The following is a 22631-nucleotide window of genomic DNA, read 5'->3' as shown; positions in this document are numbered from 1 at the left end:
GGAGTTTTTTCGATGCTCGGTCACCGCCGCACATTTCATGGCTTGCTGTTGATGCTGTTGCTGAACCTCGGCGGTTGCGCCTCGTGGTTCAGCGATGACAGCGTCGACCCCGCCGTCCACCTGGTGAAAGTCGAGGTGGTGCGGGCCAAGCTGCTCGAACAGAAATTCATCCTGCATTTTCGCGTCGACAACCCCAACGACAGCGACCTGACCGTGCGCGGCCTGGAATATCGCATTCATCTGGCCGACCTGTTGCTGGCCGAAGGCGAGCACGAGCACTGGTTCACCGTCGGGCCGAAACGCAGCGCGTATTTCAGGGTGCCGATCCGCACCAACCTGTGGCCTCGGGTAAAAGACGTGGTGAAAATGCTGAAAAGTCCGAACCAGCAGATTCCCTATCGATTGCAGGGTGAAATGGAAACCGGTTTATTCATCGCCCACTACGTGCACCTGGAGCGCAATGGCGTGATAATCCCCGCCGATTTAATTCCGGAGCAACACCGATGACTCAACAACCTCATGTCCATGGACCCGACTGCAACCACGATCATGACCATCATCACGATCATGACCATGGCCATGTCCACGGCCCGAACTGCGGCCACGCCCACCAGGAACCGGTGCGCAACGCCCTGAAAGACGTCGGCCGCAACGACCCGTGCCCATGCGGCAACGGCAAGAAATTCAAGAAGTGCCACGGCGCTTGATGCCTCGGGCGAAGCCCTGCTTCGCCTGAAACATCGCCTTCGCGAGCAAGCCCGCTCCCACATTCGACCGCGTTCCTGCTGACTGAACGCGGTCGAATGTGGGAGCGGGCATGCTCGCGAAAGGGCCGCTACATTCACCCCACAATGTTCAGCCAGCCGCCAGAATCCGCTGCGCACTGACCACCGTCGCATACTCCCCGTGCAAATTCCCCAGCGACATCCCGTGCACCTCTTCGGCTGAACGCAGCGTGCCGAAGTAATCAGCCTTGTCGAAGGTGAAACACGCGTCCTCTACCACCCACGCCTCAAACCCCAGATTGCCCGCCGTGCGCGCTGTGGACTCCACCGAGTTGTGGGTCGCCACGCCAACGATGATCAATTGCCCGATCCCCGCCTCGCTCAACTTTGCCTCCAGCCCCGTGGCACAAAACGCATCCGGCACTTGTTTCTGGATCAGCCATTCGCCGTCCTGCGGCATGAACCGCTGCTGAAACTCCACCCCTGACTGCCCGGGCCAGAACACCGAGCCCGGCTCACGCGACAGGTGCTGCACGTGAATCACCGGCCGTGCGCTATCGCGCCAGAACCCCAGCAGATCGAGGATTCGATGCTCGGCGTGGGGATTATTCCGGCGTCCCAGACGCGGATGCAGAATGCCTTGTTGCTGGTCGATGATGATCAGTGCAGCGTTGGCCTTCAGCTCCATGGCGATTTTTCTCATGTAGTGTCATTGAATTTCCCACCACTTCAGCATCACCTCCACTTATTACGCAAGCTATCGAATATTCGGGACGGGTGAAGATCAAACCGCCGAAACGCTGATTGAAGATCCTTTGTGGTCTGTATAAACGCAGAAATAACTCGGTCGCCCGCTTGCGCGGCCACCGCCTGCTCACTAACGTAGCGGCTTTATTGCGCCCCCAGCCTCTACACCCCCGCAGGAGCTTTGCCATGGCCTCGCCAGCCCTCACACATTTTCTTCCCCGGTTCGGCGTTGCCGCAGCAGTGACCGGTGTCTTGAGCCTGTCCGGTTGCCAGACCTGGAACGCTCAGGACACCCTCCCGCCCACCTCCGGCGTGCAACCGCTCAAGGGCCTGGCGCAAAACGTTTCAGTACGACGCAATGCCATGGGCATGCCGTTGATCGAAAGCAACAGCTTCCACGACGCGCTGTTCACCCTCGGCTACGTCCACGCCAGCGACCGCATCAACCAGATGGTCACCCTGCGCCTGCTGGCTCAGGGCCGTCTGGCGGAAATGTCCGGCGCCTCGATGCTCGATGCCGACCGCTACATGCGCGCGGTCAACCTGAAGAAAAGCGCCGACGAGCTGTACAAGGCCTCATCGCCACGGCTCAAGCGTTTCTTCGAAGTCTATGCGCGGGGCGTCAACGCCTACCTGTTCCGCTACGCCGACAAACTGCCGGGCGATCTCGCTTCCAGCGGCTACAAGCCTGAATACTGGAAGCCGGAAGACTCGGCGCTGATGTTTGCGCTGCTGAACTTCAGCCAGTCGGCCAACCTGCCGGAAGAGATCTCCTCCCTGGTGCTGGCGCAGACCGTGAGCAGCGACAAACTCGCCTGGCTGACCCCGTCTGCCCCGGACGAAAACCTGCCGCTGGCCGAGGCCGACAAGCTGCAGGGCCTCAAGCTCAACGGGCAGATCCCGGGCCTCACCGAACTGAGCAACGCCAGCCAGCAATTGGCGACCATGAACCTGCCGGGCAGCACCACCTCGAACAACTGGGCCATCGCCCCGCAACGCAGCCGCAGCGGCAAAAGCATTCTCGCCAGCGATGCCCATGGCCCACTGGCGGCGCCGTCGCTGTGGACCTTCGTGCAGATCCGCGCGCCGAAGTATCAGGCCGCCGGGGTCACCGTTGCCGGTTTGCCGATGGTCCTCGCAGGCTTCAACGGCAAAGTCGCGTGGAGCGCCACCAGCGTGCTCGGCGACAACCAGGATCTGTTCCTCGAAAAAATCCGCCGTCAGGGCAGCAGTCTGACCTACGAGGTCAACGGCAAATGGCAGCCGCTGGGCGTGCGCAACGAAACCTATTTCGTCAAAGGCCAGCGACCGGTTCGTGAAGCGGTGTACGAAACCCGCCACGGTGCGTTGCTCAACAGCGTCCAGGCAGCGGCGCAGGGCAGCGGTTTTGGCCTGGCCTTGCAAACACCGAGCTTCACCGACGACAAATCGCTGGACGCCTTTTTTGACCTGACCCGCGCGCAGAACGTTGAACGCGCTTCGGACGCCAGTCGCGAGATCCGCGCCATCGCCCTGAACATGGTGTTCGCCGATGCCAGCAACATCGGCTGGCAGGTCACCGGGCGCTTCCCGAACCGCCGCGAAGGCGAAGGCCTGCTGCCATCGCCGGGCTGGGAAGGTCGCTACGACTGGGACGGTTACGCCGACCCGATGCTGCACCCGTACGATCAGGACCCGACCCAGGGCTGGCTCGGCACTGCCAACCAACGGGTGATTCCTCACGGCTACGGCATGCAGTTGTCCAACTCCTGGGCCGCACCGGAACGTGGCGAGCGCTTGGCAGAACTGGCCGGCAGCGGCAAACAGGACGGTCGCAGCGTGATCGCCATGCAGTACGACCAGACCACGACGTTTGCCGCCAAGCTGAAGAAAATGTTCGAAGCCCCGGGCATGAAACAGCCGCTGAAGCAGGCGATCGACGCCCTGCCGGAAGCGGATCGCAGCAAGGCTCGCGAGGCGTTCACCCGTTTGATGGCCTTCGACGGCAAGCTCAGCCCGACGTCGGCCGATGCGGCGATCTACGAACTGTTCCTGCAAGAAAGCATGAAGCAGATCTTCCTCGACGAACTCGGCCCAGAGTCGAGCCCGGCGTGGAAAGCCTTTATCGCCAATGGCAACTTGTCCTACTCGGCACAGGCTGACCATCTGCTCGGTCGTGAGGACAGCCCGTTCTGGGATGATATCCGCACGCCGCAGAAAGAAGACAAGGCGCTGATTCTGGCCCGCAGCCTGGCCGCAGCGATCAGCGCCGGCGACAGCCAGCTGGGTGGCGATCGCAAAGCCTGGCAGTGGGGCAAACTGCACCGCTACGAGTGGAAAAACGCCAACGGCCAGACCGTTCGCGGTCCAGTGGCTGCCGGCGGTGATCACACCACGCTCAATACCGCGGCATTTGCCTGGGGTCAGGACTTCAACACGATGCGTGCACCGTCGATGCGCTTCATTGTCGACTTCAGCCAAGCCGAACCGTTGATGGGGCAGAACGGCACCGGCCAGTCTGGCAACCCGGCCAGCCCGAACTACCTCAACGGCATCGATGCCTGGCTCAAGGGCCAGTACATCGGCCTGCCGATGCAGCCGCAGAACTTTGACCGGGTGTACGGCAAGACCCGTTTGACCCTCACCCCCGGCAAATAAACGCTGCCTCCTCTTGTAGGAGTGAGCCTGCTCGCGATCGCGGTCTGACCTTCGAAACTGAAGCGTCTGACACACCGTGATCGCGAGCAGGCTCAGTCCTACAGGGGTTTTGTGTCGCCCCAAAAAATAATCGATAGAACTTCCGGACTCGCGCCAACCTCATAGCTAACAAGCCCCTCCATTCTGGTAACGACATGGACCTTGTTATCGCCCGCCCCGAAGGTTTGTACTGCCCTGCCGGGGATTTCTATATTGACCCGTGGCGCCCGGTCGAGCGCTCGGTGATCACCCATGCCCACGGCGATCACGCCCGTGGCGGCAATCAGCACTACCTTGCCAGCAGCGCCAGCGAAGGGATCTTGCGCGCGCGTCTGGGCCAGGACATCCATCTGCAAACCCTCGACTACGGTCAGCGTCTGACCCACCACGGGGTGACGTTGAGCTTCCACCCTGCCGGCCATGTGCTCGGTTCAGCCCAGGTGCGCCTGGAATACGGCGGCGAAGTCTGGGTCGCGTCCGGCGATTACAAAATCGAACCCGATGGCACCTGCGCGCCGTTTGAACCGGTGCGCTGCCACACCTTCATCACCGAATCGACCTTTGGCCTGCCGATCTATCGCTGGCAGCCGCAAGCGCAGGTGTTCAGCGAGATCAACCAGTGGTGGCAGGCGAACATCGCCGCCGGCAAGGCCAGCGTGCTGTTCTGCTATTCGTTCGGCAAAGCCCAGCGGATCCTGCATGGCATCGACGCCAGCCTCGGGCCGATCCTCAGCCACGGCGCGGTCGAGCCGCTGAACCGGGTGTATCGCGAGGCCGGGGTGTACCTGCCACCGACGATCTACGCCGGCGATGTGAAAAAGTCCGACCCGATCATGCGACAGGCGCTGGTCATTGCCCCGCCCTCGGCCGGTGGCAGCAACTGGATGCGCCGGTTCGGTGACTTCAGCGACGCTTTCGCCAGCGGCTGGATGCGTCTGCGCGGCACTCGCCGCCGGCGTGGTGTGGATCGCGGCTTCGTACTCTCGGATCACGCCGACTGGCCCGGCCTGCTGTGGGCCATCAACCAGACAGGCGCCGAGCGCGTGATGGTCACCCATGGCTCGATCGGCGTACTGGTGCGTCATCTGCGTGAACAAGGCCTCGATGCGCAGGGTTTCAACACCGAATACGGCGACGACGAAGAGGAAAACATTGGCGTCGAACCGGTCATCGCCGAGGTACAAGCATGAAAGCCTTCGCCGAGTTGTACGCCGAACTCGACGCCACCACGTCGAGCAACGCCAAACTGGCGGCGATGCAACACTACTTCGCCCAGGCGGCACCGCAGGATGCGGCATGGGCGGTGTACTTTCTGTCCGGCGGGCGCCCGCGGCAACTGGTGCCGGTGCGTACCCTGCGCGAGTTGGCCGTCAAGGTCTCGGGACTCGAACTGTGGCTGTTCGAAGAGAGTTATCAGGCTGTCGGCGATCTGGCAGAAACCATTTCGCTGGTGTTGCCGGAAAACCCGCACAGCTCCGAGGCGGGCCTGGCCGAATGGATCGAACACAAGCTGCTGCCGCTGCGCGGTGAAACCCCGGAGTACCTCGCCCGCCAACTCCCCACACTGTGGGCGCAACTGGACCGGTCGAGCCTGATGCTGTGCATCAAGTTGATCACCGGCAGCTTTCGCGTCGGCGTGTCGAAACTGCTGGTCACCCGCGCTCTGGCGTCGATGGCGGGCCTGGACAGCAAGCGCGTGGCGCAACGGCTGGTGGGTTACACCGACCTGTCCAACCGGCCGAGCGCCGCCACCTATCTGAAGCTGATCGCTGCGGAGTCCGCCGACGAACATGCCCAGCGTGGTGGCCAGCCCTACCCGTTCTTCCTCGCACATGCCTTGTCGCAACCGGTGGAAGACTTTGAAGCACTGCTGGGGCCGGCGAGCAACTGGCAGGTGGAATGGAAGTGGGATGGCATCCGAGCGCAAGTGGTCAAGCGTGACGGGCGACTGTGGGTCTGGTCACGGGGTGAAGAACTGGTCACCGAGCGCTTCCCGGAACTCGACGTTCTGGTACATGGGCTACCCGACGGTACAGTGATCGACGGCGAAATCGTGGTCTGGAAAAGCACTCATCCGACCACCGAAGACGCCTTCGATCCGCAATCGACAGCGCCACCGGCCGTACAACCTTTCGCCCTGCTGCAGCAACGTATCGGGCGCAAAACCCTCGACAAGAAAATCCTCGAAGAGGTGCCGGTCGTTGTACTCGCCTACGACTTGCTGGAATGGCAGGGCGAGGATTGGCGCAATCGTCCGCAGGCCGAACGGCGTACGCAACTGGAACAGGTCATCGCCCGCAGTAACACCCCGGTGTTACTGCCCTCACCGGTACTCACCGGCAGCGACTGGTTCGACCTCGCCCGGCAACGTGAGGCGTCGCGACGGCTGGGGGTCGAGGGCATGATGCTCAAGGCCCGCGATGCCCTGTATGGCGTGGGCCGGACCAAGGACATGGGCGTGTGGTGGAAGTGGAAGGTCGATCCGTTCAGCGTCGATGCCGTGTTGATCTACGCCCAGCGCGGGCATGGCCGTCGCGCCAGCCTGTACAGCGATTACACCTTTGCGGTGTGGGACGGACCGCCCGAGTCCAGCCAACGGGCACTGGTGCCGTTCGCCAAGGCCTATTCGGGGCTGACCGATGAGGAAATGCGTCAGGTCGACAGCATCGTGCGCAAGACCACCGTGGAAAAGTTCGGCCCGGTCAGCAGCGTCAAGCCGAGCCTGGTATTCGAGCTGGGTTTCGAAGGCATCGCCCTGTCGCGCCGGCACAAGAGCGGGATCGCCGTGCGTTTCCCGAGAATGCTGCGCTGGCGGCAGGACAAGCACGTGGATGAGGCCGATAGCCTCGCCACTCTGCAAGACCTGTTGGCCTGACCCGGTTTTCCGGGACATTGATTACTTTTGACTGAATGACGTCCCCGTGGCGAGGGATTTGCTCCCTCGCCACAAAAGCTCCCTGTACCCGTGAAATCAGCCCGCACCGAACCAACTTGGTGCAACGCATTTCCGGTGCCCGTTTACGTGCACCAAACCCTCTCGCCGCCCCCTCCCCCAACCTTTTAAAACACTTGTTCGGGACTCTGGTTCGGAAATTGCTACTTTCTATAGGTCGTACGCGTTCCAGTAACAATAATTCTGCGCCACAAGCGCTCATATTGGTTCTTAGGGATTGAATAATGAAAAAAGCATTGCTGACCCTTTCTGCACTGGCGTTGTGCATGGCTGCCGGCTCCGCGCTGGCCAAGGAATACAAAGAGCTGCGTTTTGGCGTTGATCCTTCCTACGCACCGTTCGAGTCGAAAGCGGCCGACGGCAGTCTGGTGGGCTTCGACATCGACCTGGGCAACGCGATCTGCGCCGAGCTGAAGGTCAAGTGCAAATGGGTTGAAAGCGACTTCGACGGCATGATTCCGGGCCTCAACGCCAACAAATTCGACGGTGTGATCTCGTCGATGACCGTGACCCCGGCCCGTGAAAAGGCGATCGACTTCTCCAGCGAGCTGTTCTCCGGCCCTACTTCCTATGTATTCAAGAAGGGTTCCGGCCTGAGCGATGACATCGCTTCGCTGAAGGGCAAGTCCGTCGGTTACGAGCAAGGCACCATTCAAGAAGCCTACGCCAAGGCTGTGCTGGAGAAGGCCGGGGTGAAAATCCAGGCTTACGCCAACCAGGATCAGGTGTACGCCGACCTGAAAAACGGCCGTCTCGACGCCTCGATCCAGGACATGCTGCAAGCCGAACTGGGCTTTTTGAAGTCGCCAGACGGTGCCGCTTACGAAGTCAGCAAGCCAGTTGACAGCGAATTGCTGCCAGCCAAAACCGCTGTCGGTATTAAGAAAGGTAACAAAGAGCTGAAGGCACTTTTAGATAAAGGTATCAAAGCGTTACACGATGACGGCAAATACGCCGAGATTCAAAAGAAACACTTTGGCGATCTGAATCTGTACAGCGGTAAATAATGCCCTGGCGCCCATCACTCGATGGGCGCCTTTTCCATCCGCTCAGGTTGCTGATTTATGTTCGAAAACCTCTTACAAAATCTGGGGCTCTCAGCCTTCAGCCTCAAGGGCTTCGGTCCGTTGCTGTTGGAAGGCACCTGGATGACCATCAAATTGTCGGCGTTGTCGCTGCTGGTGGCCGTGTTGCTCGGTCTCTTGGGCGCCAGTGCCAAACTGTCGAAATCCAGATTGCTGCGCCTGCCTGCCCAGCTCTACACCACACTGATTCGCGGCGTGCCCGATCTGGTGCTGATGCTGTTGATCTTCTACAGCCTGCAAACCTGGCTGACCGCGCTGACCGACTTCATGGAGTGGGATTACATCGAAATCGACTCCTTCACCGCTGGCGTGACCACCCTGGGCTTCATCTACGGGGCGTATTTCACCGAAACCTTCCGTGGCGCGATCCTCGCCGTGCCTCGTGGTCAGGTGGAAGCGGCGACCGCTTACGGCCTCAAGCGCGGCCAGCGCTTTCGCTTCGTGGTGTTTCCGCAAATGATGCGTTTCGCCCTGCCGGGCATCGGCAACAACTGGATGGTGATGCTCAAGGCCACTGCGCTGGTGTCGATCATCGGCCTGGCCGACTTGGTCAAAGCCGCGCAGGACGCCGGTAAAAGCACCTATCAACTGTTCTACTTCCTGGTACTCGCCGCCTTGATCTATCTGCTGATCACCAGTGCTTCGAACGTCATCCTGCGCTGGCTCGAGCGCCGTTACGCCGCAGGCGCACGGGAGGCCGTACGATGATCGAACTCCTGCAGGAATACTGGAAACCCTTCCTTTATACCGACGGCAACAACATCACCGGGCTGGCCATGACCCTGTGGCTGCTCAGTGCCTCGATCTTCATTGGCTTCCTGGTGTCGATTCCGCTGTCGATCGCCCGGGTCTCGTCGCACTTCTATGTGCGCTGGCCGGTGCAGTTCTACACCTACCTGTTCCGGGGTACGCCGCTGTATATCCAGTTGCTGATTTGCTACACCGGCATCTACAGCCTCGCCGCCGTGCGCGCGCAACCGTTGCTCGACAGTTTCTTTCGCGATGCGATGAACTGCACGATCCTGGCGTTTGCCCTGAACACCTGCGCCTACACCACGGAGATTTTCGCCGGGGCGATCCGCAGCATGAACCACGGCGAAGTCGAAGCGGCCAAGGCCTACGGCCTGACCGGCTGGAAGCTTTACGCGTACGTGATCATGCCCTCGGCGCTGCGTCGTTCGTTGCCTTACTACAGCAACGAAGTGATCCTGATGCTGCACTCGACCACCGTGGCCTTCACCGCGACCATTCCCGACATCCTGAAAGTTGCGCGGGACGCCAACTCGGCGACCTACCTGACCTTCCAGTCGTTCGGCATCGCCGCGCTGATCTACCTGACCATTACCTTCACGCTGGTCGGCCTGTTCCGTCTTGCCGAACGCCGATGGCTGGCCTTCCTCGGGCCGACCCACTAGGAAACCCTGTAATGCGACACCAGATCCATGACCTGTTGGCCCCGGTGCCGGGGACCGCACGACAGATCCACAGCTTCCACTTCGGCCCGGAGCAGGCCCAAGGCAAGATCTACATCCAGTCCTCGCTGCATGCCGACGAAATGCCGGGTATGCTGGTGGCCTGGCACCTCAAGCAGCGTCTGACGGAGCTGGAAGCCGCCGGGCGCCTGCGTAGCCAGATCGTGCTGGTGCCGGTGGCCAATCCGGTGGGCCTCGAACAAGTGCTGATGGACGTGCCACTGGGCCGCTACGAGATGGAGAGCGGGCAGAATTTCAATCGCTGGTTCGTCGACCTCAGCGAAGAAATCGGCAACGACATCGAGGGCAAGCTGGGCGATGACCCGCAGCGCAACCTTGAGTTGATCCGCGCCAGCCTGCGCAACGCCCTGGCCCGCCAGACACCCGGTACGCAACTGCAATCCCAGCGCCTGACCCTGCAACGGCTGGCGTGTGACGCCGACATGGTGCTGGACCTGCACTGCGATTTCGAATCCGTGGTTCACCTCTACACCACCCCCGAGGCGTGGCCGCAGGTCGAGCCGCTGGCGCGTTACATCGAGTCCCAGGCCAGCCTGCTGGCGACCGATTCCGGCGGCCAGTCGTTCGACGAATGCTTCACCCTGCTGTGGTGGCAACTGCAGGAGCGCTTCGGCGAACACTTCGCGATTCCGCTGGGCAGTTTTTCGGTGACCGTGGAGTTGCGCGGCCAGGGTGACGTCAATCACCCGATGGCCAGCCGTGATTGTCAGGCGCTGATCGATTACCTGATCCAGTTCGATGCGATCGTCGGCGAGACCCGGCCGCAACCGCCCTTGCCATTCCCCGCCACGCCACTGGCTGGCGTCGAACCGGTGACCACGCCGGTCGGCGGCTTGCTGGTGTACACCGCCACGGCCGGGCAATACCTGCAAGCCGGGCAACAGATTGCCGAAATCATCGACCCGATCAGTGATCGGGTGACCCCTATTTGCTGCACCGCTGCCGGCGTCATGTACGCCCGCTCGCTGCGCCGCATGGCCACTGCCGGCATGGTGATCGCCCACGTGGCGGGCGCCGAAGCCTATCGCAGCGGCTACCTACTTTCGCCTTGAGGGTGTCTGTCTCATGTACAAATTGACCGTTGAAGGCCTGCACAAAAGCTATGGCGACCATCAGGTGCTCAAAGGCGTTTCGCTCAAGGCCAGGACTGGCGACGTGATCAGCCTGATCGGCGCCAGCGGTTCGGGCAAAAGCACCTTCCTGCGCTGCATCAACTTTCTCGAACAACCCAACGACGGCGCCATGAGCCTGGACGGCCAGGCGATCCGTATGGTCAGCGACCGCCACGGCATGCACGTCGCCGACCCGAATGAACTGCAACGCCTGCGCACACGGTTGGCGATGGTGTTCCAGCACTTCAATCTGTGGAGCCACATGACCGTGCTGGAAAACATCACCATGGCCCCGCGCCGGGTGCTCGGTTGCAGCAAACAGGAAGCCGACGACCGCGCACGCCGTTATCTGGACAAGGTCGGCCTGCCGGCGCGGGTTGCCGATCAGTACCCGGCGTTTCTCTCAGGCGGCCAGCAACAGCGGGTGGCGATCGCCCGGGCGCTGGCCATGGAGCCGGAGGTGATGCTGTTCGACGAACCGACCTCGGCACTCGACCCGGAACTGGTGGGCGAAGTGCTACGGGTGATTCAGGGGCTGGCCGAAGAAGGCCGGACCATGATCATGGTGACGCACGAAATGAGCTTTGCGCGCAAAGTCTCCAGCCAGGTGTTGTTCCTGCATCAGGGGCTGGTGGAAGAAGAAGGCGCGCCGGAAGACGTGCTGGGCAATCCGAGGAGCGAACGCCTGAAGCAGTTCCTCAGCGGCAACCTCAAGTGACGCCGTCCACAACTCTCATGTGAGAGCGGAGGCGGTGTGTCAGTCAACATCGTTTTAACTGACACACCGCCTTCGTCGGAACGCCGCCCGGAGCAAGCCCGCTGCCACAGGGTATGTGCTCGCACAAAATTAAACTTGTCCCTCAACGGCGCGGTCACTGAAGGAACACCTTCAGAGCGCACACCGCCGGTATGCCGACCTCCACCGACTTCGCAAAACTCTGGTTCAGCACACGCCACTGGAAGCCGTTCGCCTTTCAAAAACAGGTGTGGGCCGCCGTTAAAAAAGGTCAGTCGGGATTACTTCACGCCAGCACCGGCGCCGGTAAAACCTACGCGGTGTGGTTCGCCGCGCTCAATCGCTTCGCCCGCGCTCTGCCGCCGCCTGCAACGGCCAGCAAACGCAAACCACCGTCCGAACCGTTGACCGTGCTGTGGATCACACCGATGCGCGCCCTCGCCGCCGACACCGCGCGTGCCTTGCAAGCGCCGGTCGGCGAGCTGCAGATTGCGTGGAGCATCGGCCTGCGCACCGGCGACACCAGCAGCGCCGAACGCGCCCGTCAGGGCCGGCGCTTGCCGACCACGCTGATCACCACCCCGGAAAGCCTGACCCTGCTGCTCGCCCGCGCCGACGCGAAAACCGCGCTCGCGACCTTACGCATGGTTGTCGTCGATGAATGGCACGAATTGCTCGGCAACAAACGCGGCGTACAGCTGCAACTGGCGCTGGCACGCCTGCGCCATTGGCAGCCCGAACTGATCGTCTGGGGCGTGTCCGCCACCCTTGGTAATCAAGCCCACGCCCAACAGGTGCTGATCCCACAGGGCGGCGGCATCAGCGTGCAAGGCCAGAGCGAAAAATCACTCAAGGTCGACACCTTGATCCCACCGGCCATCGAACGTTTTCCGTGGGCCGGGCACATCGGTCTGAAGATGCTGCCGCAAGTGGTCGCTGAACTGGATGCCTGCGCCAGCAGCCTGGTGTTCACCAACACCCGTGCGCAGTCGGAAATCTGGTATCAGGCGTTACTCGAAGCACGACCGGACTGGGCCGGGTTGATCGCGCTGCACCACAGCTCGCTCTCCCGCGAGACCCGCGACTGGGTGGAGCAGGCGTTGAAGGACGGACTCCTGAAAGCCGTGGTCTGCACCTCGAGCCTGGACCTGGGCGTGGACTTCCTGCCGGTGGAACGCGTGCTGCAAATCGGTTCGGCAAAGGGCGTGGCGCGGCTGATGCAGCGCGCGGGGCGCTCAGGTCACGCGCCGGGGCGCACCTCGCGGGTAACGCTGGTGCCGACCCACAGCCTGGAGCTGATCGAAGCCGTCGCCGCGCGCGATGCCGTGGAGCAACGACACATCGAACCACGCCTGTCGCCGCACCAACCGCTGGATGTGCTGGTGCAACATCTGGTCAGCATGGCTCTGGGCGGTGGCTTTGTTCCTCAAGCGCTGTACGAAGAAGTCCGTGGCGCCTGGGCCTATCGTGATCTGACCCCAGCGAACTGGGCCTGGGCGCTGGCTTTCGTACGCCACGGTGGCCTGTCTCTGACGGCTTATCCGGATTATCGCCGGGTCGAACCGGACGAACACGGCGTCTGGCGCGTACCCGATGCCCGCCTCGCACGTCGGCATCGCATGAGCATCGGCACCATCGTCAGCGACGCGAGCATCAACCTGAAATTCTGGAGCAAGGGTGGCGGCGGCAAGCAATTGGGCAGCGTCGAGGAAGGTTTTATCGCCCGACTGAAACCGGGCGACGGCTTTCTGTTCGCCGGGCGTCTGCTGGAGTTGGTGCGGGTGGAGAACATGACCGCTTACGTCAAACGCAGCAGCGCGAAAAAAGCCGCCGTACCACGCTGGAATGGCGGACGAATGCCACTTTCCAACGAATTGGCCGAAGCCGTGGTCAGTCGCTTCACTGCAGCGGCGCAGGGGCAGTTCGCGGGGCCGGAAATGCACGCGCTGCAACCGTTGCTGAACACCCAGGCACGCTGGTCAGGCCTGCCCACCACTGACAGCCTGCTGGCGGAGGTGCTGAAGTCCCGCGAAGGCTGGCACCTTTTCCTCTACCCGTTTGCCGGGCGCCAGGTGCATCTGGGGCTCGCCAGCCTGTTGGCGTGGCGCGTCAGTCAGCGCCAGCCGCTGACGTTCTCGATTGCGGTGAATGATTACGGGCTGGAGTTGCTCAGCGCCACGCCAGTCGATTGGTCAGAACAACTCGACCCAGCCCTGCTCAGCCCGCAGCATCTGTTGGAGGATGTGTTGGCCAGTCTGAATGCCGGCGAACTGGCGCTGCGGCGTTTTCGCGAAATCGCCCGGATCGCCGGGCTGGTGTTCGCCGGCTATCCCGGTGCGCCGAAAAGTACCCGCCAGGTGCAGGCTTCCAGCGGCTTGTTTTTTGAAGTGTTCAAGCAATATGACGCCGACAACCTGCTGCTGGCTCAGGCCGGGGAAGAAGTCCTGCGCGAAGAACTGGATATTCGTCGCCTGCAACAGACACTGCAACGGATCAACCGGATGCAACTGGATCTGCACCTGATCAAACGGCCTACACCGCTCGGCTTTCCGCTGCTGGTGGAGCGCATGCGTGAAAGCATGAGTTCGGAAAAACTCGCCGATCGCATTCGACGCATGGTCGGCGACCTGGAGAAATCAGCCGACAAGGATAACGCCTGATGAACAGTGGCTATCCGGTGCGTCTGGCCGGCGAAGAACTCTGGCTGCTGCCAGAAAAAGCCCTGTACTGGCCGGCACAGGAAGCGCTGCTGATCGCCGATGTGCATTTCGGCAAGGCCGCCGCCTATCGCCGTCTCGGTCAGCCAGTCCCACTGGGCACCACGGCGGCAAACATCGACGTGCTCGATCGCTTATTGGCGAAGCTGCCCTGCCGGCAACTGATTTTCCTCGGTGACTTTCTGCATGGACCCGGCTCCCATGCCGAGGGCACCTTGAAGGCCTTGGCCGAATGGCGCGCACGTCATGCTGATTTGCCGATGACGCTGATTCGTGGCAACCACGACAAGCGCGCTGGCGATCCACCAGCATCATTGAACATCAGAGTGGTGCCGGAACCGTTGCTGCTCGGGCCGTTTGCCTTGCAACACGAACCAGCCCCCCATCCCGAACGGCATGTGCTGGCAGGCCACGTGCATCCGGTCTATCGGCTTGACGGACGGGGGCGGCAGCGTCTGCGCCTGGCGTGTTTCAGGCTGGGCGAGCGTTTGAGCCTGTTACCGGCATTTGGCGCGTTTACCGGTGGTTACCCGGTGGAGATAGACGCCCATTGCAGGATATTTGTCGTCGGCGATAACGAAATATGGCCAGTCAGCTGAGGTCTTGGGCAAACCTCAGCTGACTGGCCATTCATGGGTGCCGCGGATCAGGCGACGGGCGCGGGTGGTGGTTCGTCCGGCAAGGTCGGTTCGCCCGGCTCGGTCGGTTGTTCGTTGGGGGTGTCGGGATCAGGCTGGCCGGGAATTCCGCCGGCCATGCTGCGCGACGGGTCTGCCAACAAGGACCAGGCCAAAACGCCAACCTGATTGGGCTCAAGCCTTGCCAGTTCGGCGGTGATATGCGGATCGATCTTCATGGAACCCTCCTCGGCGAAGGCCCGCTTTGCCAGAAGCAAAAACGGGCAGTACACCCCATAGAGTGTCTACCCGCCGAAGAATTCCCGCGAACTGCCGGATGGACGGATCAGGTACGCGGCAGGGTCACGCCACGCTGGCCCTGATACTTGCCGCCACGGTCCTTGTAGGACACTTCACATTCTTCGTCAGACTCAAGGAACAGCATCTGCGCCACGCCTTCGTTGGCGTAGATTTTCGCCGGCAGATTGGTGGTGTTGGAGAATTCCAGGGTCACGTGGCCTTCCCACTCAGGCTCAAGCGGGGTGACGTTGACGATGATGCCGCAGCGCGCATAGGTGCTTTTACCCAGGCAGATGGTCAATACGTTGCGCGGAATACGGAAGTATTCGACGGTGCTGGCCAGGGCAAAGGAGTTTGGCGGAATGATGCAGACGTCGCTGTGGATGTCGACAAAGCTGCCGGCGTCGAAATTCTTTGGATCGACGATCGCCGAATTGATGTTGGTGAACACCTTGAAATGGTTGGTGCAGCGCACATCGTAGCCGTAGCTCGACACACCGTAGGAGATCACGCGGCTGTCGTCGTTGCCGCGTACCTGACGCTCGACGAAAGGCTCGATCATGCCGTGTTCCTGCGCCATGCGGCGAATCCACTTGTCCGATTTGATGCTCATGGCGGGTGTCCTGAATAGCGAGGTGGAAAAAATCTGTCCGGCATCTTACCGGGCGCGCCGCCGGGTTCAAAGTCCGCACTGCAATTCTCGCCGAACAGCCAGGAAATACGCGCCATGGCGACGAACCGTCACACCGCCGATCCTTAAAACAGCGAAACCTTCGCAAGAAGCATTGGCACGTTCCGGAAAAAGGGTTAAGGTGGCGCCACTGTGCTGCTTGTGTCACTGAGAATCTCTACACGATATGTTGAATTTCGATCCAACCATCTACAAGAATTTTTCCTGCTCTTTGCACTCAGTCTCGGCCAGGGTTCTTCCTGAGTCGCAGTTATCTTTGTTCAAGGAGTTACACCATGTCTAATCGCCAAACCGGTACCGTTAAGTGGTTCAACGATGAAAAAGGCTTCGGCTTCATCACTCCACAATCCGGTGACGACCTGTTCGTTCACTTCAAAGCTATCCAATCCGACGGCTTCAAAAGCCTGAAAGAAGGCCAACAGGTTTCTTTCATCGCTACCCGCGGTCAGAAAGGCATGCAAGCTGAAGAAGTACAAGTTATCTAACTTGTAGCTTCTTTAGAAAAGAGCCCCGCCCTCAACAGCGGGGCTTTTTTGTGGGCGTGTGTTTTTTGGCGACCACAAAAAAAGCAGCCTTCGCGGCTAATGCCGATCAGTTAAACGAACTCAATGCTCAAAGCAGCGAAGATCAATAGTGGGAGCGGGCTTGCTCGCGAAGACGTCGGCCCAGCAAACATTGATGTTGACTGCCCCACCGCTTTCGCGAGCAAGCCCGCTCCCACAGGGGATCTGCGCTTAACTGACTGGCATTAGCCTTCGCGGCTGCTTTTTTTGATTCGTCTTACCAGGCTACGCCAAACCCTGCGGTGTAGCGGGTCTTGTTCAAGTCCGCATCCTTGGTACCGCTGATGATGTCGCGTTCGGCCTTGAGGTTGAGCGATGCCCAGTCGGTGACCTTGTAACGCAGGCCCATCTCGGCATCCAGCGCATAATTGGCCACATCGGACAACGGCTTGCCCAACTCGCCATTGGTGAAGAACTCGACTTTCTTGCCAATCAGGTAGCGGTTGTAATCCCACTTCATGGCGACCGAGTAGAAGTTGTCCTTGCCGCCATCGCTGTACTCGTAATCGGTGCGGTTGAGTAGCGAGCCAAGCGAGAACGCACCCAGTTCGTCATCCCAGAACTGGTAGCCCGGACCGGTACCGACCACACGCTGACGCGACAGCTCTTCAACATAGTCGCGCTTGTAGTTCAGACGCCCCTGCCAGAACCACTTGTCAGTCAAGAAGCGGTCAAGTGCGTATTCGGCGCGCCAGTTATTGGTGGTGACCTGATCGTCCTGCACTTCGCGGTTGTACTCGCCTTCTGCGGTATGACGCCAGCGACCATGGCGAGCCGAGGTCTTGAAGTCGATGTCGTAGTCGTTGGTGTCCTTTTCTGCCCGCTGATAGTCCATCGCCAGACCGATATTGCCTTTCCACACCAGATCTTCAACGACCGGTTTTGGCTTGAGGATCTGCTGAATGCTCGCCAGCTCTACGGTTTTCGGCGCCTCGCCGTTGGCCAGGGTGACCTTGCCGTCATCGGCAGCGGTCAACGACTTGGCCTTTTCGCCGGTGTAAGCGTCCTGCTTGACCAGCAACTCCTGATCGCTTTCAAGCGTCTTGACCTGTTTCCAGTCAATGGTCACCGCCCCGGCATACGCGGTCTGGATCAGCAATTTGCCGCCGTCGAACAGGGAAATTTTACCGCTCAACTTGTCACCGTTCTTCAACCAGACGGTATCGGCAAGCAGGGGCGTGGACGCACTGAAGACAGCAAGGCACAGCAAGGTTCTGGACAACATAAGCGGATCGAGGGCTCAGGATTGCAAAAAGGTCGGCATTATCCGTAGGAATAATCCCCTGACAAGGACTGACCGGACGATTTCCATTGAGTTCATTTCTCATCCGGGCACGCACGGATTACGCTGAAAGGCATCAACCCGAGATCATTCAGGAACCCTGTACGTGACAGAGCCCATCGACGAGCGCGAAAGCGAAGCGCAAATCCGACGCACGGCGCTTTATTCGACCCTTGCCCAAGTACCTGAAGGCAAGGTGGTCAGCTATGGTCAGTTGGCCGAACTGGCAGGGTTGGGGCGCGCCGCCCGCTGGGTCGGCCGGACCCTGAGTCAGCTACCCGGCGATACCCGACTGCCATGGCACCGGGTACTCGGCGCCGGCGGTCGGATCAGCCTGCCGGTGGGCAGCCCTTCGGGAGACGAACAACGGGCTCGATTACGCTCTGAAGGTGTCACCGTCCTGAACAATCGTGTGGATATTCAGCGTCATGGCTGGCGTCCGGTAGAGCACAGCGGTTAGAGTGCGCGCTTTGTTTTCGCAATCTTGAGGCAGACTTCAGCCCATGCCCCGTAAAACCTGGCGCGCCGCGCTCGCCGCCTATGCCAGTCCTTCGACGCTCGTGCTGTTGTTGCTCGGTTTCGCTGCCGGCCTGCCGTACATGCTGGTATTTTCGACGCTTTCCGTCTGGCTGCGTGAAGCCGGCGTGGCCCGTGAAACCATCGGCTACGCGAGCCTGATCGGCCTGGCCTACGCGTTCAAATGGGTCTGGTCACCGCTGCTCGACCAATGGCGCCTGCCTTTATTGGGCAAGCTGGGTCGACGCCGTTCGTGGCTGGTACTTTCACAGTCGCTGGTGATCCTGGGCCTGATCGGCATGGGTTTCTGCGACCCACAGAAGCACCTGTCCTGGCTGATCGCCATTGCCGTCATTGTCGCCTTCGCCTCCGCCACCCAGGACATCGCGGTCGACGCCTATCGCCTGGAAATTGCCGACGACAGCCGTCAGGCAGCGCTGGCGGCCAGTTACATGTCCGGCTATCGCGTCGCCGCCCTGCTCGCCACGGCAGGCGCACTGTTCTTCGCCGAAGGCTTCGGCTCTACCGGGTTCAACTATCAGCATTCGGCCTGGACCGGCACCTACGCCCTGTTCGGGGTGTTGATGATCCCTGCCCTGCTGACTTCGCTGCTGATGCGCGAACCGCCGGTGCCGTTGCGCACGCAATTGCAGGCCGGCCGCTACAGCTTCGTGCATCAGCTGGCCTCGGTATTTGTGCTGATCGTGCTGCTGGTGTCCGTTCCGGCGATGTTCACCCAGCTCTACAACACCGATTTCGCGAGTGTGTTGTTCGGCACCATGAGCCCGCTCGACCTGCTGCTGGAAGACCGAGCGTTCCTGCGCGCCATCCTTTACACCCTGCTCACCGGCCTGTGCCTGTCGACCATGGGCCGGCGCGGCCTGGCGCCGGTGCTGACCCCAGTCAACGACTTCATCCTGCGCTACCGCTGGCAGGCTTTGCTGTTACTCGGGCTGATCGCCACCTACCGGATGTCAGACACGGTCATGGGCGTAATGGCCAACGTGTTCTACATCGATCAGGGCTTCACCAAGGATCAGATTGCCAGCGTCAGCAAGATCTTCGGCCTGATCATGACCCTCGTCGGTGCCGGCATGGGTGGCCTGCTGATCGTGCGCTTCGGCATCCTGCCGATCCTGTTCATCGGCGGTGCAGCGTCGGCCGCCACCAACCTGCTGTTTGTCATGCTCGCCGACATGGGGCCCAACCTGCAGATGCTGGTGGTCACCATTTCTCTGGACAACTTCAGTTCCGGGCTTGCGACGTCGGCGTTCGTCGCCTACCTGTCGAGCCTGACCAACCTGAAGTTCTCGGCCACCCAGTACGCCCTGCTCAGCTCGATCATGCTGTTGCTGCCGCGTCTGATCGGCGGTTACTCCGGGGTGATGGTCGAGAAATTCGGCTACCACAACTTCTTCATGATCACCGCGTTGCTCGGTGTGCCGACCCTGCTGCTGATTGCCCTGCACTGGTTCCAGGAAAATCGCCGCGAAGGCCCGACGCCCACGCCCGAGCCCGCGCCGACCTCCGTCGTGGAAGAGTCGTAGGACATTTCAGATACGGCGGGAGGATTCCCGCCGTTGAGCCTCACCGCCGAGCGCAATCCTGTACGTCGGCAACTCTCGCCGGTACACTGCTCCGTCATTTCCAGTCATAGCAACCGACAACGGCCAACCATGCGCACCAGTCAATTTTTGCTCGCCACACAGAAAGAAACGCCTTCCGATGCGGTCGTGATCAGCCACCAGCTGATGCTGCGCGCCGGCATGATCCGCAAACTCGCTTCGGGCCTGTACACCTGGCTGCCGATGGGCTTGCGGGTAATGCGCAAGGTAGAAGCCATCGTTCGCGAAGAAATGAACGCCGCCGGCTCTCTTGAAGTGTTGATGCCGAGCACCCAACCGGCCGAGCTGTGGCAGGAATCGGGGCGCTGGGAAGAATACGGCCCTGAGCTGCTGCGCATCAAAGACCGCCATGGTCGCGACTTCTGCGCGGGCCCGACCCACGAAGAAGTGATCACCGATCTGATGCGCAACGAGTTGAGCAGCTACAAGCAGCTGCCAATCAACCTGTACCAGATCCAGACCAAATTCCGTGACGAAATCCGCCCACGCTTCGGTTTGATGCGCGGCCGCGAATTCATCATGAAGGACGCGTATTCGTTCCACGCCGATCAGCCGTCGCTGCAGATCACCTATGACCGCATGCATGAAGCCTACTGCAACATCTTCACGCGCCTGGGTCTGAAATTCCGTCCGGTTGAAGCCGACAACGGTTCGATCGGTGGCGCCGGTTCCCACGAGTTCCACGTACTGGCCGAATCCGGCGAAGACGATATCGTCTTCAGCAACGGTTCCGACTACGCGGCGAACATCGAGAAGGCCGAAGCCGTGCCACGCGAAACCTCGCGCGCCGCTGCGACCGAAGAACTGCGCCTGGTCGATACCCCAGACACCAAAACCATCGCCGCGCTGGTGGAAAAATTCAATCTGCCGATTGAAAAGACCATCAAGACCCTGATCGTCCACGCCGAAGAAGCAGGCAAGCTGATCGCGTTGGTGATTCGTGGCGACCACGAACTGAACGAAATCAAGGCTGCCCAGCAACCTGGCGTTGCCAGCCCGCTGGTCATGGCCTCCGATGCCGAACTGCGCGACGCCATTGGCGCCGGCGCCGGCTCCCTCGGCCCGTTGAACCTGCCACTGCCAATCATCATCGACCGCTCGGTCGAACTGATGAGCGACTTCGGCATCGGTGCAAACATCGACGACAAGCACTACTTCGGCGTGAACTGGGAGCGTGATCTACCGGTTCCGACCGTTGCCGACCTGCGTAACGTGGTCGCCGGTGACCCAAGCCCGGACGGCAAGGGCACCCTGGAAATCAAGCGCGGCATCGAAGTCGGGCACATCTTCCAGCTGGGCAACAAGTACAGCAAGGCGATGAAGTGCGAAGTGCTGGGCGAGAATGGCAAGCCAGTGACCCTGGAAATGGGTTGCTACGGTATCGGCGTATCCCGCGTGGTAGCTGCCGCCATCGAACAGAACAACGACGCAAACGGCATCATCTGGAGCGACACCCTGGCGCCGTTCCAGATCGCCCTGGTACCGCTGCGTTATGAAACCGAGCAAGTGCGCGAAGCCACCGACAAGCTGTACGCAGAGCTGACAGCGGCAGGTTTCGAAGTGCTGCTGGACGATCGCGACAAGAAAACCAGCCCGGGCATCAAGTTCGCGGACATGGAGCTGATCGGCATTCCTCACCGGATCGTGGTCAGCGACCGCGGCCTCGCCGAAGGCAACCTGGAATACAAGAGTCGTACCGAAGGCGAAGCGCAAGCATTGCCGGTCGCCGACGTACTGTCCTTCCTTCAGGCCCGTATCCGCCGCTGAAACCAGATAGAGTCCTCATGTTCAAGCGAAACACCTTGGGCCTCGGTGGCACCGCCTTGTGCGGTGCCCTGTTGGTCAGCGGCTGTGCCAATCAGATGTCACAGCGCAGCGAGCACGAAGAGCGGGTCGAGCGCAAACTGCTCGATCACAGCCTGCAGATCGATGTCGGTGAGCCCAAGGAGCTTGAGCTGCCGCAACGACGCGTGAAAATCAACGAACAGAAGACTTTCGAAGTCACCGAGTTCGAGGTCACCCGTCGTTACGACCGCTACACTCCCTACCAACCCTGGCGCGAAATCTACGAGATTCCGCTGGGCGCGGTGGCCGTGGTCGCGGGCATTGGCGCCAACGTGGTCAACGTGTTCGCTTTGGGCAACCTGCCGGACAGCGTGACCAAGGATTGGCTGAGCTACGGCATTGCCGGGGTCAACCCATTCATGAACGTGCAGTCTCACGGTCGCGCGCAACAGAACCTCGCCGGTATCGATGAAGTCCAGCGCGACAAGCGCATGGAGTATTCGAGCCTGCCGTGGAGCGAGCGTCCGGTGCAGGTCAAGGCCGGCAAGCAGACCTTCGACATGACCACCGACCGCAACGGTGTGCTGCGCCTGAACTTGCTGGACAGTCCGTTCGCCGAAAATGATCTGAATCATGTCGGCAAACTGCAGATCAGCGTCGAAGACGGCAAGGATGATGTGCACAGCGACACGTCGCTGACGATCAGCAGCCACCTGCGCAGCAAGTTGCTCGAAGCGCACGGACTGATTTACGACGATCTGGAAGACGACGAAGTGAGCCAGTGGGTGCACCGGGTCAAACGCCTGTCGGAACTGGGTCTGGAAGAAGAAGCCAGCGAGCTGGAGCAAAGCCTGATCGAACTGACGCGCAACGATCCTGAGTTGCAGGCCGAGTTTCTCAAGTCGTTGACCAAGGATGCAGGACGTTTGGTGGCTGATCCGGGGCCGAATTAACAGCAAAAGCTTCGCGAGCAGGCTCGCTCCCACAGTGGAATGCCATCTAATGTGG

General features: G+C 60.8%; 21 protein-coding genes. 17 read left to right on the top strand and 4 right to left on the bottom strand.

Going from position 1 to position 22631, the window contains the following annotated elements; all coding sequences use genetic code 11:
• Positions 1–12: 12 nt before the first annotated feature.
• Positions 13–507 carry an LEA/WHy family protein gene (locus AC1UK9_RS06605; RefSeq protein WP_025110786.1) on the top strand — a complete coding sequence of 165 codons (495 nt, stop codon included), beginning with the start codon at positions 13–15 and terminating at the stop codon, positions 505–507.
• Positions 504–707 carry an SEC-C metal-binding domain-containing protein gene (locus AC1UK9_RS06600; protein ID WP_003198420.1) on the top strand — a complete coding sequence of 68 codons (204 nt, stop codon included), beginning with the start codon at positions 504–506 and terminating at the stop codon, positions 705–707. The genes AC1UK9_RS06605 and AC1UK9_RS06600 overlap by 4 nt, the downstream gene beginning before the upstream one ends.
• Before the next feature lie 148 nt (positions 708–855).
• On the opposite strand, the gene AC1UK9_RS06595 is transcribed toward AC1UK9_RS06600, so the two are convergent.
• Complete coding sequence (locus AC1UK9_RS06595) at positions 856–1413, bottom strand: cysteine hydrolase family protein (RefSeq protein ID WP_025110787.1); 558 nt, start codon at positions 1411–1413, stop codon at positions 856–858.
• Between the two features lie 245 nt (positions 1414–1658).
• Between AC1UK9_RS06595 and AC1UK9_RS06590 the strand changes: the two genes are divergently transcribed.
• The 10 genes from AC1UK9_RS06590 to pdeM all read left to right on the top strand — a co-directional run bounded on the left by AC1UK9_RS06590 (position 1659) and on the right by pdeM (position 14843).
• Positions 1659–4109 (top strand): penicillin acylase family protein, encoded by a 2451-nt coding sequence (locus tag AC1UK9_RS06590; protein ID WP_482579727.1) that lies wholly within the window; start codon positions 1659–1661, stop codon positions 4107–4109.
• 194 nt (positions 4110–4303) lie between these two features.
• Positions 4304–5338: a ligase-associated DNA damage response exonuclease gene (locus tag AC1UK9_RS06585; RefSeq protein WP_482579726.1), complete on the top strand. Its 1035-nt coding sequence runs from the start codon at positions 4304–4306 to the stop codon at positions 5336–5338.
• Positions 5335–7023 carry an ATP-dependent DNA ligase gene (locus AC1UK9_RS06580; protein WP_473014658.1) on the top strand — a complete coding sequence of 563 codons (1689 nt, stop codon included), beginning with the start codon at positions 5335–5337 and terminating at the stop codon, positions 7021–7023. The genes AC1UK9_RS06585 and AC1UK9_RS06580 overlap by 4 nt, the downstream gene beginning before the upstream one ends.
• Before the next feature lie 302 nt (positions 7024–7325).
• Positions 7326–8108 carry a transporter substrate-binding domain-containing protein gene (locus tag AC1UK9_RS06575; protein WP_025110791.1) on the top strand — a complete coding sequence of 261 codons (783 nt, stop codon included), beginning with the start codon at positions 7326–7328 and terminating at the stop codon, positions 8106–8108.
• A gap of 57 nt (positions 8109–8165) precedes the next feature.
• On the top strand, positions 8166–8894 hold the full coding sequence (locus AC1UK9_RS06570) for an ABC transporter permease (RefSeq protein ID WP_025110792.1): 729 nt from the start codon (positions 8166–8168) through the stop codon (positions 8892–8894).
• Positions 8891–9601, top strand: coding sequence for an ABC transporter permease (locus tag AC1UK9_RS06565; RefSeq protein ID WP_025110793.1), 711 nt, complete (start codon positions 8891–8893; stop codon positions 9599–9601). Before AC1UK9_RS06570 ends, AC1UK9_RS06565 begins: the two co-directional genes overlap by 4 nt.
• Positions 9602–9612: 11 nt before the next feature.
• Positions 9613–10731 (top strand): succinylglutamate desuccinylase/aspartoacylase family protein, encoded by a 1119-nt coding sequence (locus AC1UK9_RS06560; RefSeq protein WP_482579725.1) that lies wholly within the window; start codon positions 9613–9615, stop codon positions 10729–10731.
• A gap of 13 nt (positions 10732–10744) precedes the next feature.
• Complete coding sequence (locus tag AC1UK9_RS06555; protein ID WP_025110795.1) at positions 10745–11509, top strand: ABC transporter ATP-binding protein; 765 nt, start codon at positions 10745–10747, stop codon at positions 11507–11509.
• Between the two features lie 191 nt (positions 11510–11700).
• The gene (locus AC1UK9_RS06550) at positions 11701–14187 is read left to right on the top strand and encodes a ligase-associated DNA damage response DEXH box helicase (RefSeq protein WP_482579724.1); all 2487 of its coding nucleotides are present in this window, start codon (positions 11701–11703) and stop codon (positions 14185–14187) included.
• On the top strand, positions 14187–14843 hold the full coding sequence (gene pdeM, locus AC1UK9_RS06545) for a ligase-associated DNA damage response endonuclease PdeM (RefSeq protein WP_025110797.1): 657 nt from the start codon (positions 14187–14189) through the stop codon (positions 14841–14843). Before AC1UK9_RS06550 ends, pdeM begins: the two co-directional genes overlap by 1 nt.
• A gap of 47 nt (positions 14844–14890) precedes the next feature.
• Here pdeM and AC1UK9_RS06540 read toward each other — a convergent pair whose 3' ends face one another.
• Positions 14891–15100, bottom strand: a complete 210-nt coding sequence (locus AC1UK9_RS06540) for a hypothetical protein (protein WP_473014655.1) — start codon at positions 15098–15100, stop codon at positions 14891–14893.
• Between the two features lie 107 nt (positions 15101–15207).
• The gene (gene dcd / locus AC1UK9_RS06535; RefSeq protein WP_025110799.1) at positions 15208–15774 is read right to left on the bottom strand and encodes a dCTP deaminase; all 567 of its coding nucleotides are present in this window, start codon (positions 15772–15774) and stop codon (positions 15208–15210) included.
• Between the two features lie 353 nt (positions 15775–16127).
• Here dcd and AC1UK9_RS06530 point away from each other — a divergent pair, with 353 nt between their 5' ends.
• Positions 16128–16337, top strand: a complete 210-nt coding sequence (locus tag AC1UK9_RS06530) for a cold-shock protein (protein ID WP_002554837.1) — start codon at positions 16128–16130, stop codon at positions 16335–16337.
• A 295-nt stretch (positions 16338–16632) separates the two neighbouring features.
• Here the strand turns inward: AC1UK9_RS06530 and AC1UK9_RS06525 are convergent, their stop codons facing one another.
• Positions 16633–17640 carry a DUF481 domain-containing protein gene (locus tag AC1UK9_RS06525; RefSeq protein WP_025110800.1) on the bottom strand — a complete coding sequence of 336 codons (1008 nt, stop codon included), beginning with the start codon at positions 17638–17640 and terminating at the stop codon, positions 16633–16635.
• A gap of 163 nt (positions 17641–17803) precedes the next feature.
• Between AC1UK9_RS06525 and AC1UK9_RS06520 the strand changes: the two genes are divergently transcribed.
• The 4 genes from AC1UK9_RS06520 (at position 17804) to AC1UK9_RS06505 (ending at position 22576) form a co-directional block, all read left to right on the top strand.
• Positions 17804–18157: an MGMT family protein gene (locus tag AC1UK9_RS06520; protein ID WP_025110801.1), complete on the top strand. Its 354-nt coding sequence runs from the start codon at positions 17804–17806 to the stop codon at positions 18155–18157.
• 43 nt (positions 18158–18200) lie between these two features.
• Positions 18201–19760, top strand: coding sequence for an AmpG family muropeptide MFS transporter (locus tag AC1UK9_RS06515; protein WP_025110802.1), 1560 nt, complete (start codon positions 18201–18203; stop codon positions 19758–19760).
• A gap of 129 nt (positions 19761–19889) precedes the next feature.
• The gene (locus tag AC1UK9_RS06510) at positions 19890–21605 is read left to right on the top strand and encodes a proline--tRNA ligase (protein ID WP_482579723.1); all 1716 of its coding nucleotides are present in this window, start codon (positions 19890–19892) and stop codon (positions 21603–21605) included.
• A gap of 17 nt (positions 21606–21622) precedes the next feature.
• The gene (locus tag AC1UK9_RS06505; RefSeq protein ID WP_025110804.1) at positions 21623–22576 is read left to right on the top strand and encodes a hypothetical protein; all 954 of its coding nucleotides are present in this window, start codon (positions 21623–21625) and stop codon (positions 22574–22576) included.
• Positions 22577–22631: the final 55 nt, after the last annotated feature.

This window comes from Pseudomonas sp. AK-TSAG1-1, assembly GCF_056821665.1.
This window is presented reverse-complemented; position numbering and strand designations above follow the sequence as displayed.

Coding starts and splice junctions, on each gene's coding strand:
- AC1UK9_RS06605 (WP_025110786.1), top strand. CDS start 13: ATGCTCGGTCACCGCCGCACATTTCATGGCTTGCTGTTGATGCTGTTG.
- AC1UK9_RS06600 (WP_003198420.1), top strand. CDS start 504: ATGACTCAACAACCTCATGTCCATGGACCCGACTGCAACCACGATCAT.
- AC1UK9_RS06595 (WP_025110787.1), bottom strand. CDS start 1,413: ATGGAGCTGAAGGCCAACGCTGCACTGATCATCATCGACCAGCAACAA.
- AC1UK9_RS06590 (WP_482579727.1), top strand. CDS start 1,659: ATGGCCTCGCCAGCCCTCACACATTTTCTTCCCCGGTTCGGCGTTGCC.
- AC1UK9_RS06585 (WP_482579726.1), top strand. CDS start 4,304: ATGGACCTTGTTATCGCCCGCCCCGAAGGTTTGTACTGCCCTGCCGGG.
- AC1UK9_RS06580 (WP_473014658.1), top strand. CDS start 5,335: ATGAAAGCCTTCGCCGAGTTGTACGCCGAACTCGACGCCACCACGTCG.
- AC1UK9_RS06575 (WP_025110791.1), top strand. CDS start 7,326: ATGAAAAAAGCATTGCTGACCCTTTCTGCACTGGCGTTGTGCATGGCT.
- AC1UK9_RS06570 (WP_025110792.1), top strand. CDS start 8,166: ATGTTCGAAAACCTCTTACAAAATCTGGGGCTCTCAGCCTTCAGCCTC.
- AC1UK9_RS06565 (WP_025110793.1), top strand. CDS start 8,891: ATGATCGAACTCCTGCAGGAATACTGGAAACCCTTCCTTTATACCGAC.
- AC1UK9_RS06560 (WP_482579725.1), top strand. CDS start 9,613: ATGCGACACCAGATCCATGACCTGTTGGCCCCGGTGCCGGGGACCGCA.
- AC1UK9_RS06555 (WP_025110795.1), top strand. CDS start 10,745: ATGTACAAATTGACCGTTGAAGGCCTGCACAAAAGCTATGGCGACCAT.
- AC1UK9_RS06550 (WP_482579724.1), top strand. CDS start 11,701: ATGCCGACCTCCACCGACTTCGCAAAACTCTGGTTCAGCACACGCCAC.
- pdeM (WP_025110797.1), top strand. CDS start 14,187: ATGAACAGTGGCTATCCGGTGCGTCTGGCCGGCGAAGAACTCTGGCTG.
- AC1UK9_RS06540 (WP_473014655.1), bottom strand. CDS start 15,100: ATGAAGATCGATCCGCATATCACCGCCGAACTGGCAAGGCTTGAGCCC.
- dcd (WP_025110799.1), bottom strand. CDS start 15,774: ATGAGCATCAAATCGGACAAGTGGATTCGCCGCATGGCGCAGGAACAC.
- AC1UK9_RS06530 (WP_002554837.1), top strand. CDS start 16,128: ATGTCTAATCGCCAAACCGGTACCGTTAAGTGGTTCAACGATGAAAAA.
- AC1UK9_RS06525 (WP_025110800.1), bottom strand. CDS start 17,640: ATGTTGTCCAGAACCTTGCTGTGCCTTGCTGTCTTCAGTGCGTCCACG.
- AC1UK9_RS06515 (WP_025110802.1), top strand. CDS start 18,201: ATGCCCCGTAAAACCTGGCGCGCCGCGCTCGCCGCCTATGCCAGTCCT.
- AC1UK9_RS06510 (WP_482579723.1), top strand. CDS start 19,890: ATGCGCACCAGTCAATTTTTGCTCGCCACACAGAAAGAAACGCCTTCC.
- AC1UK9_RS06505 (WP_025110804.1), top strand. CDS start 21,623: ATGTTCAAGCGAAACACCTTGGGCCTCGGTGGCACCGCCTTGTGCGGT.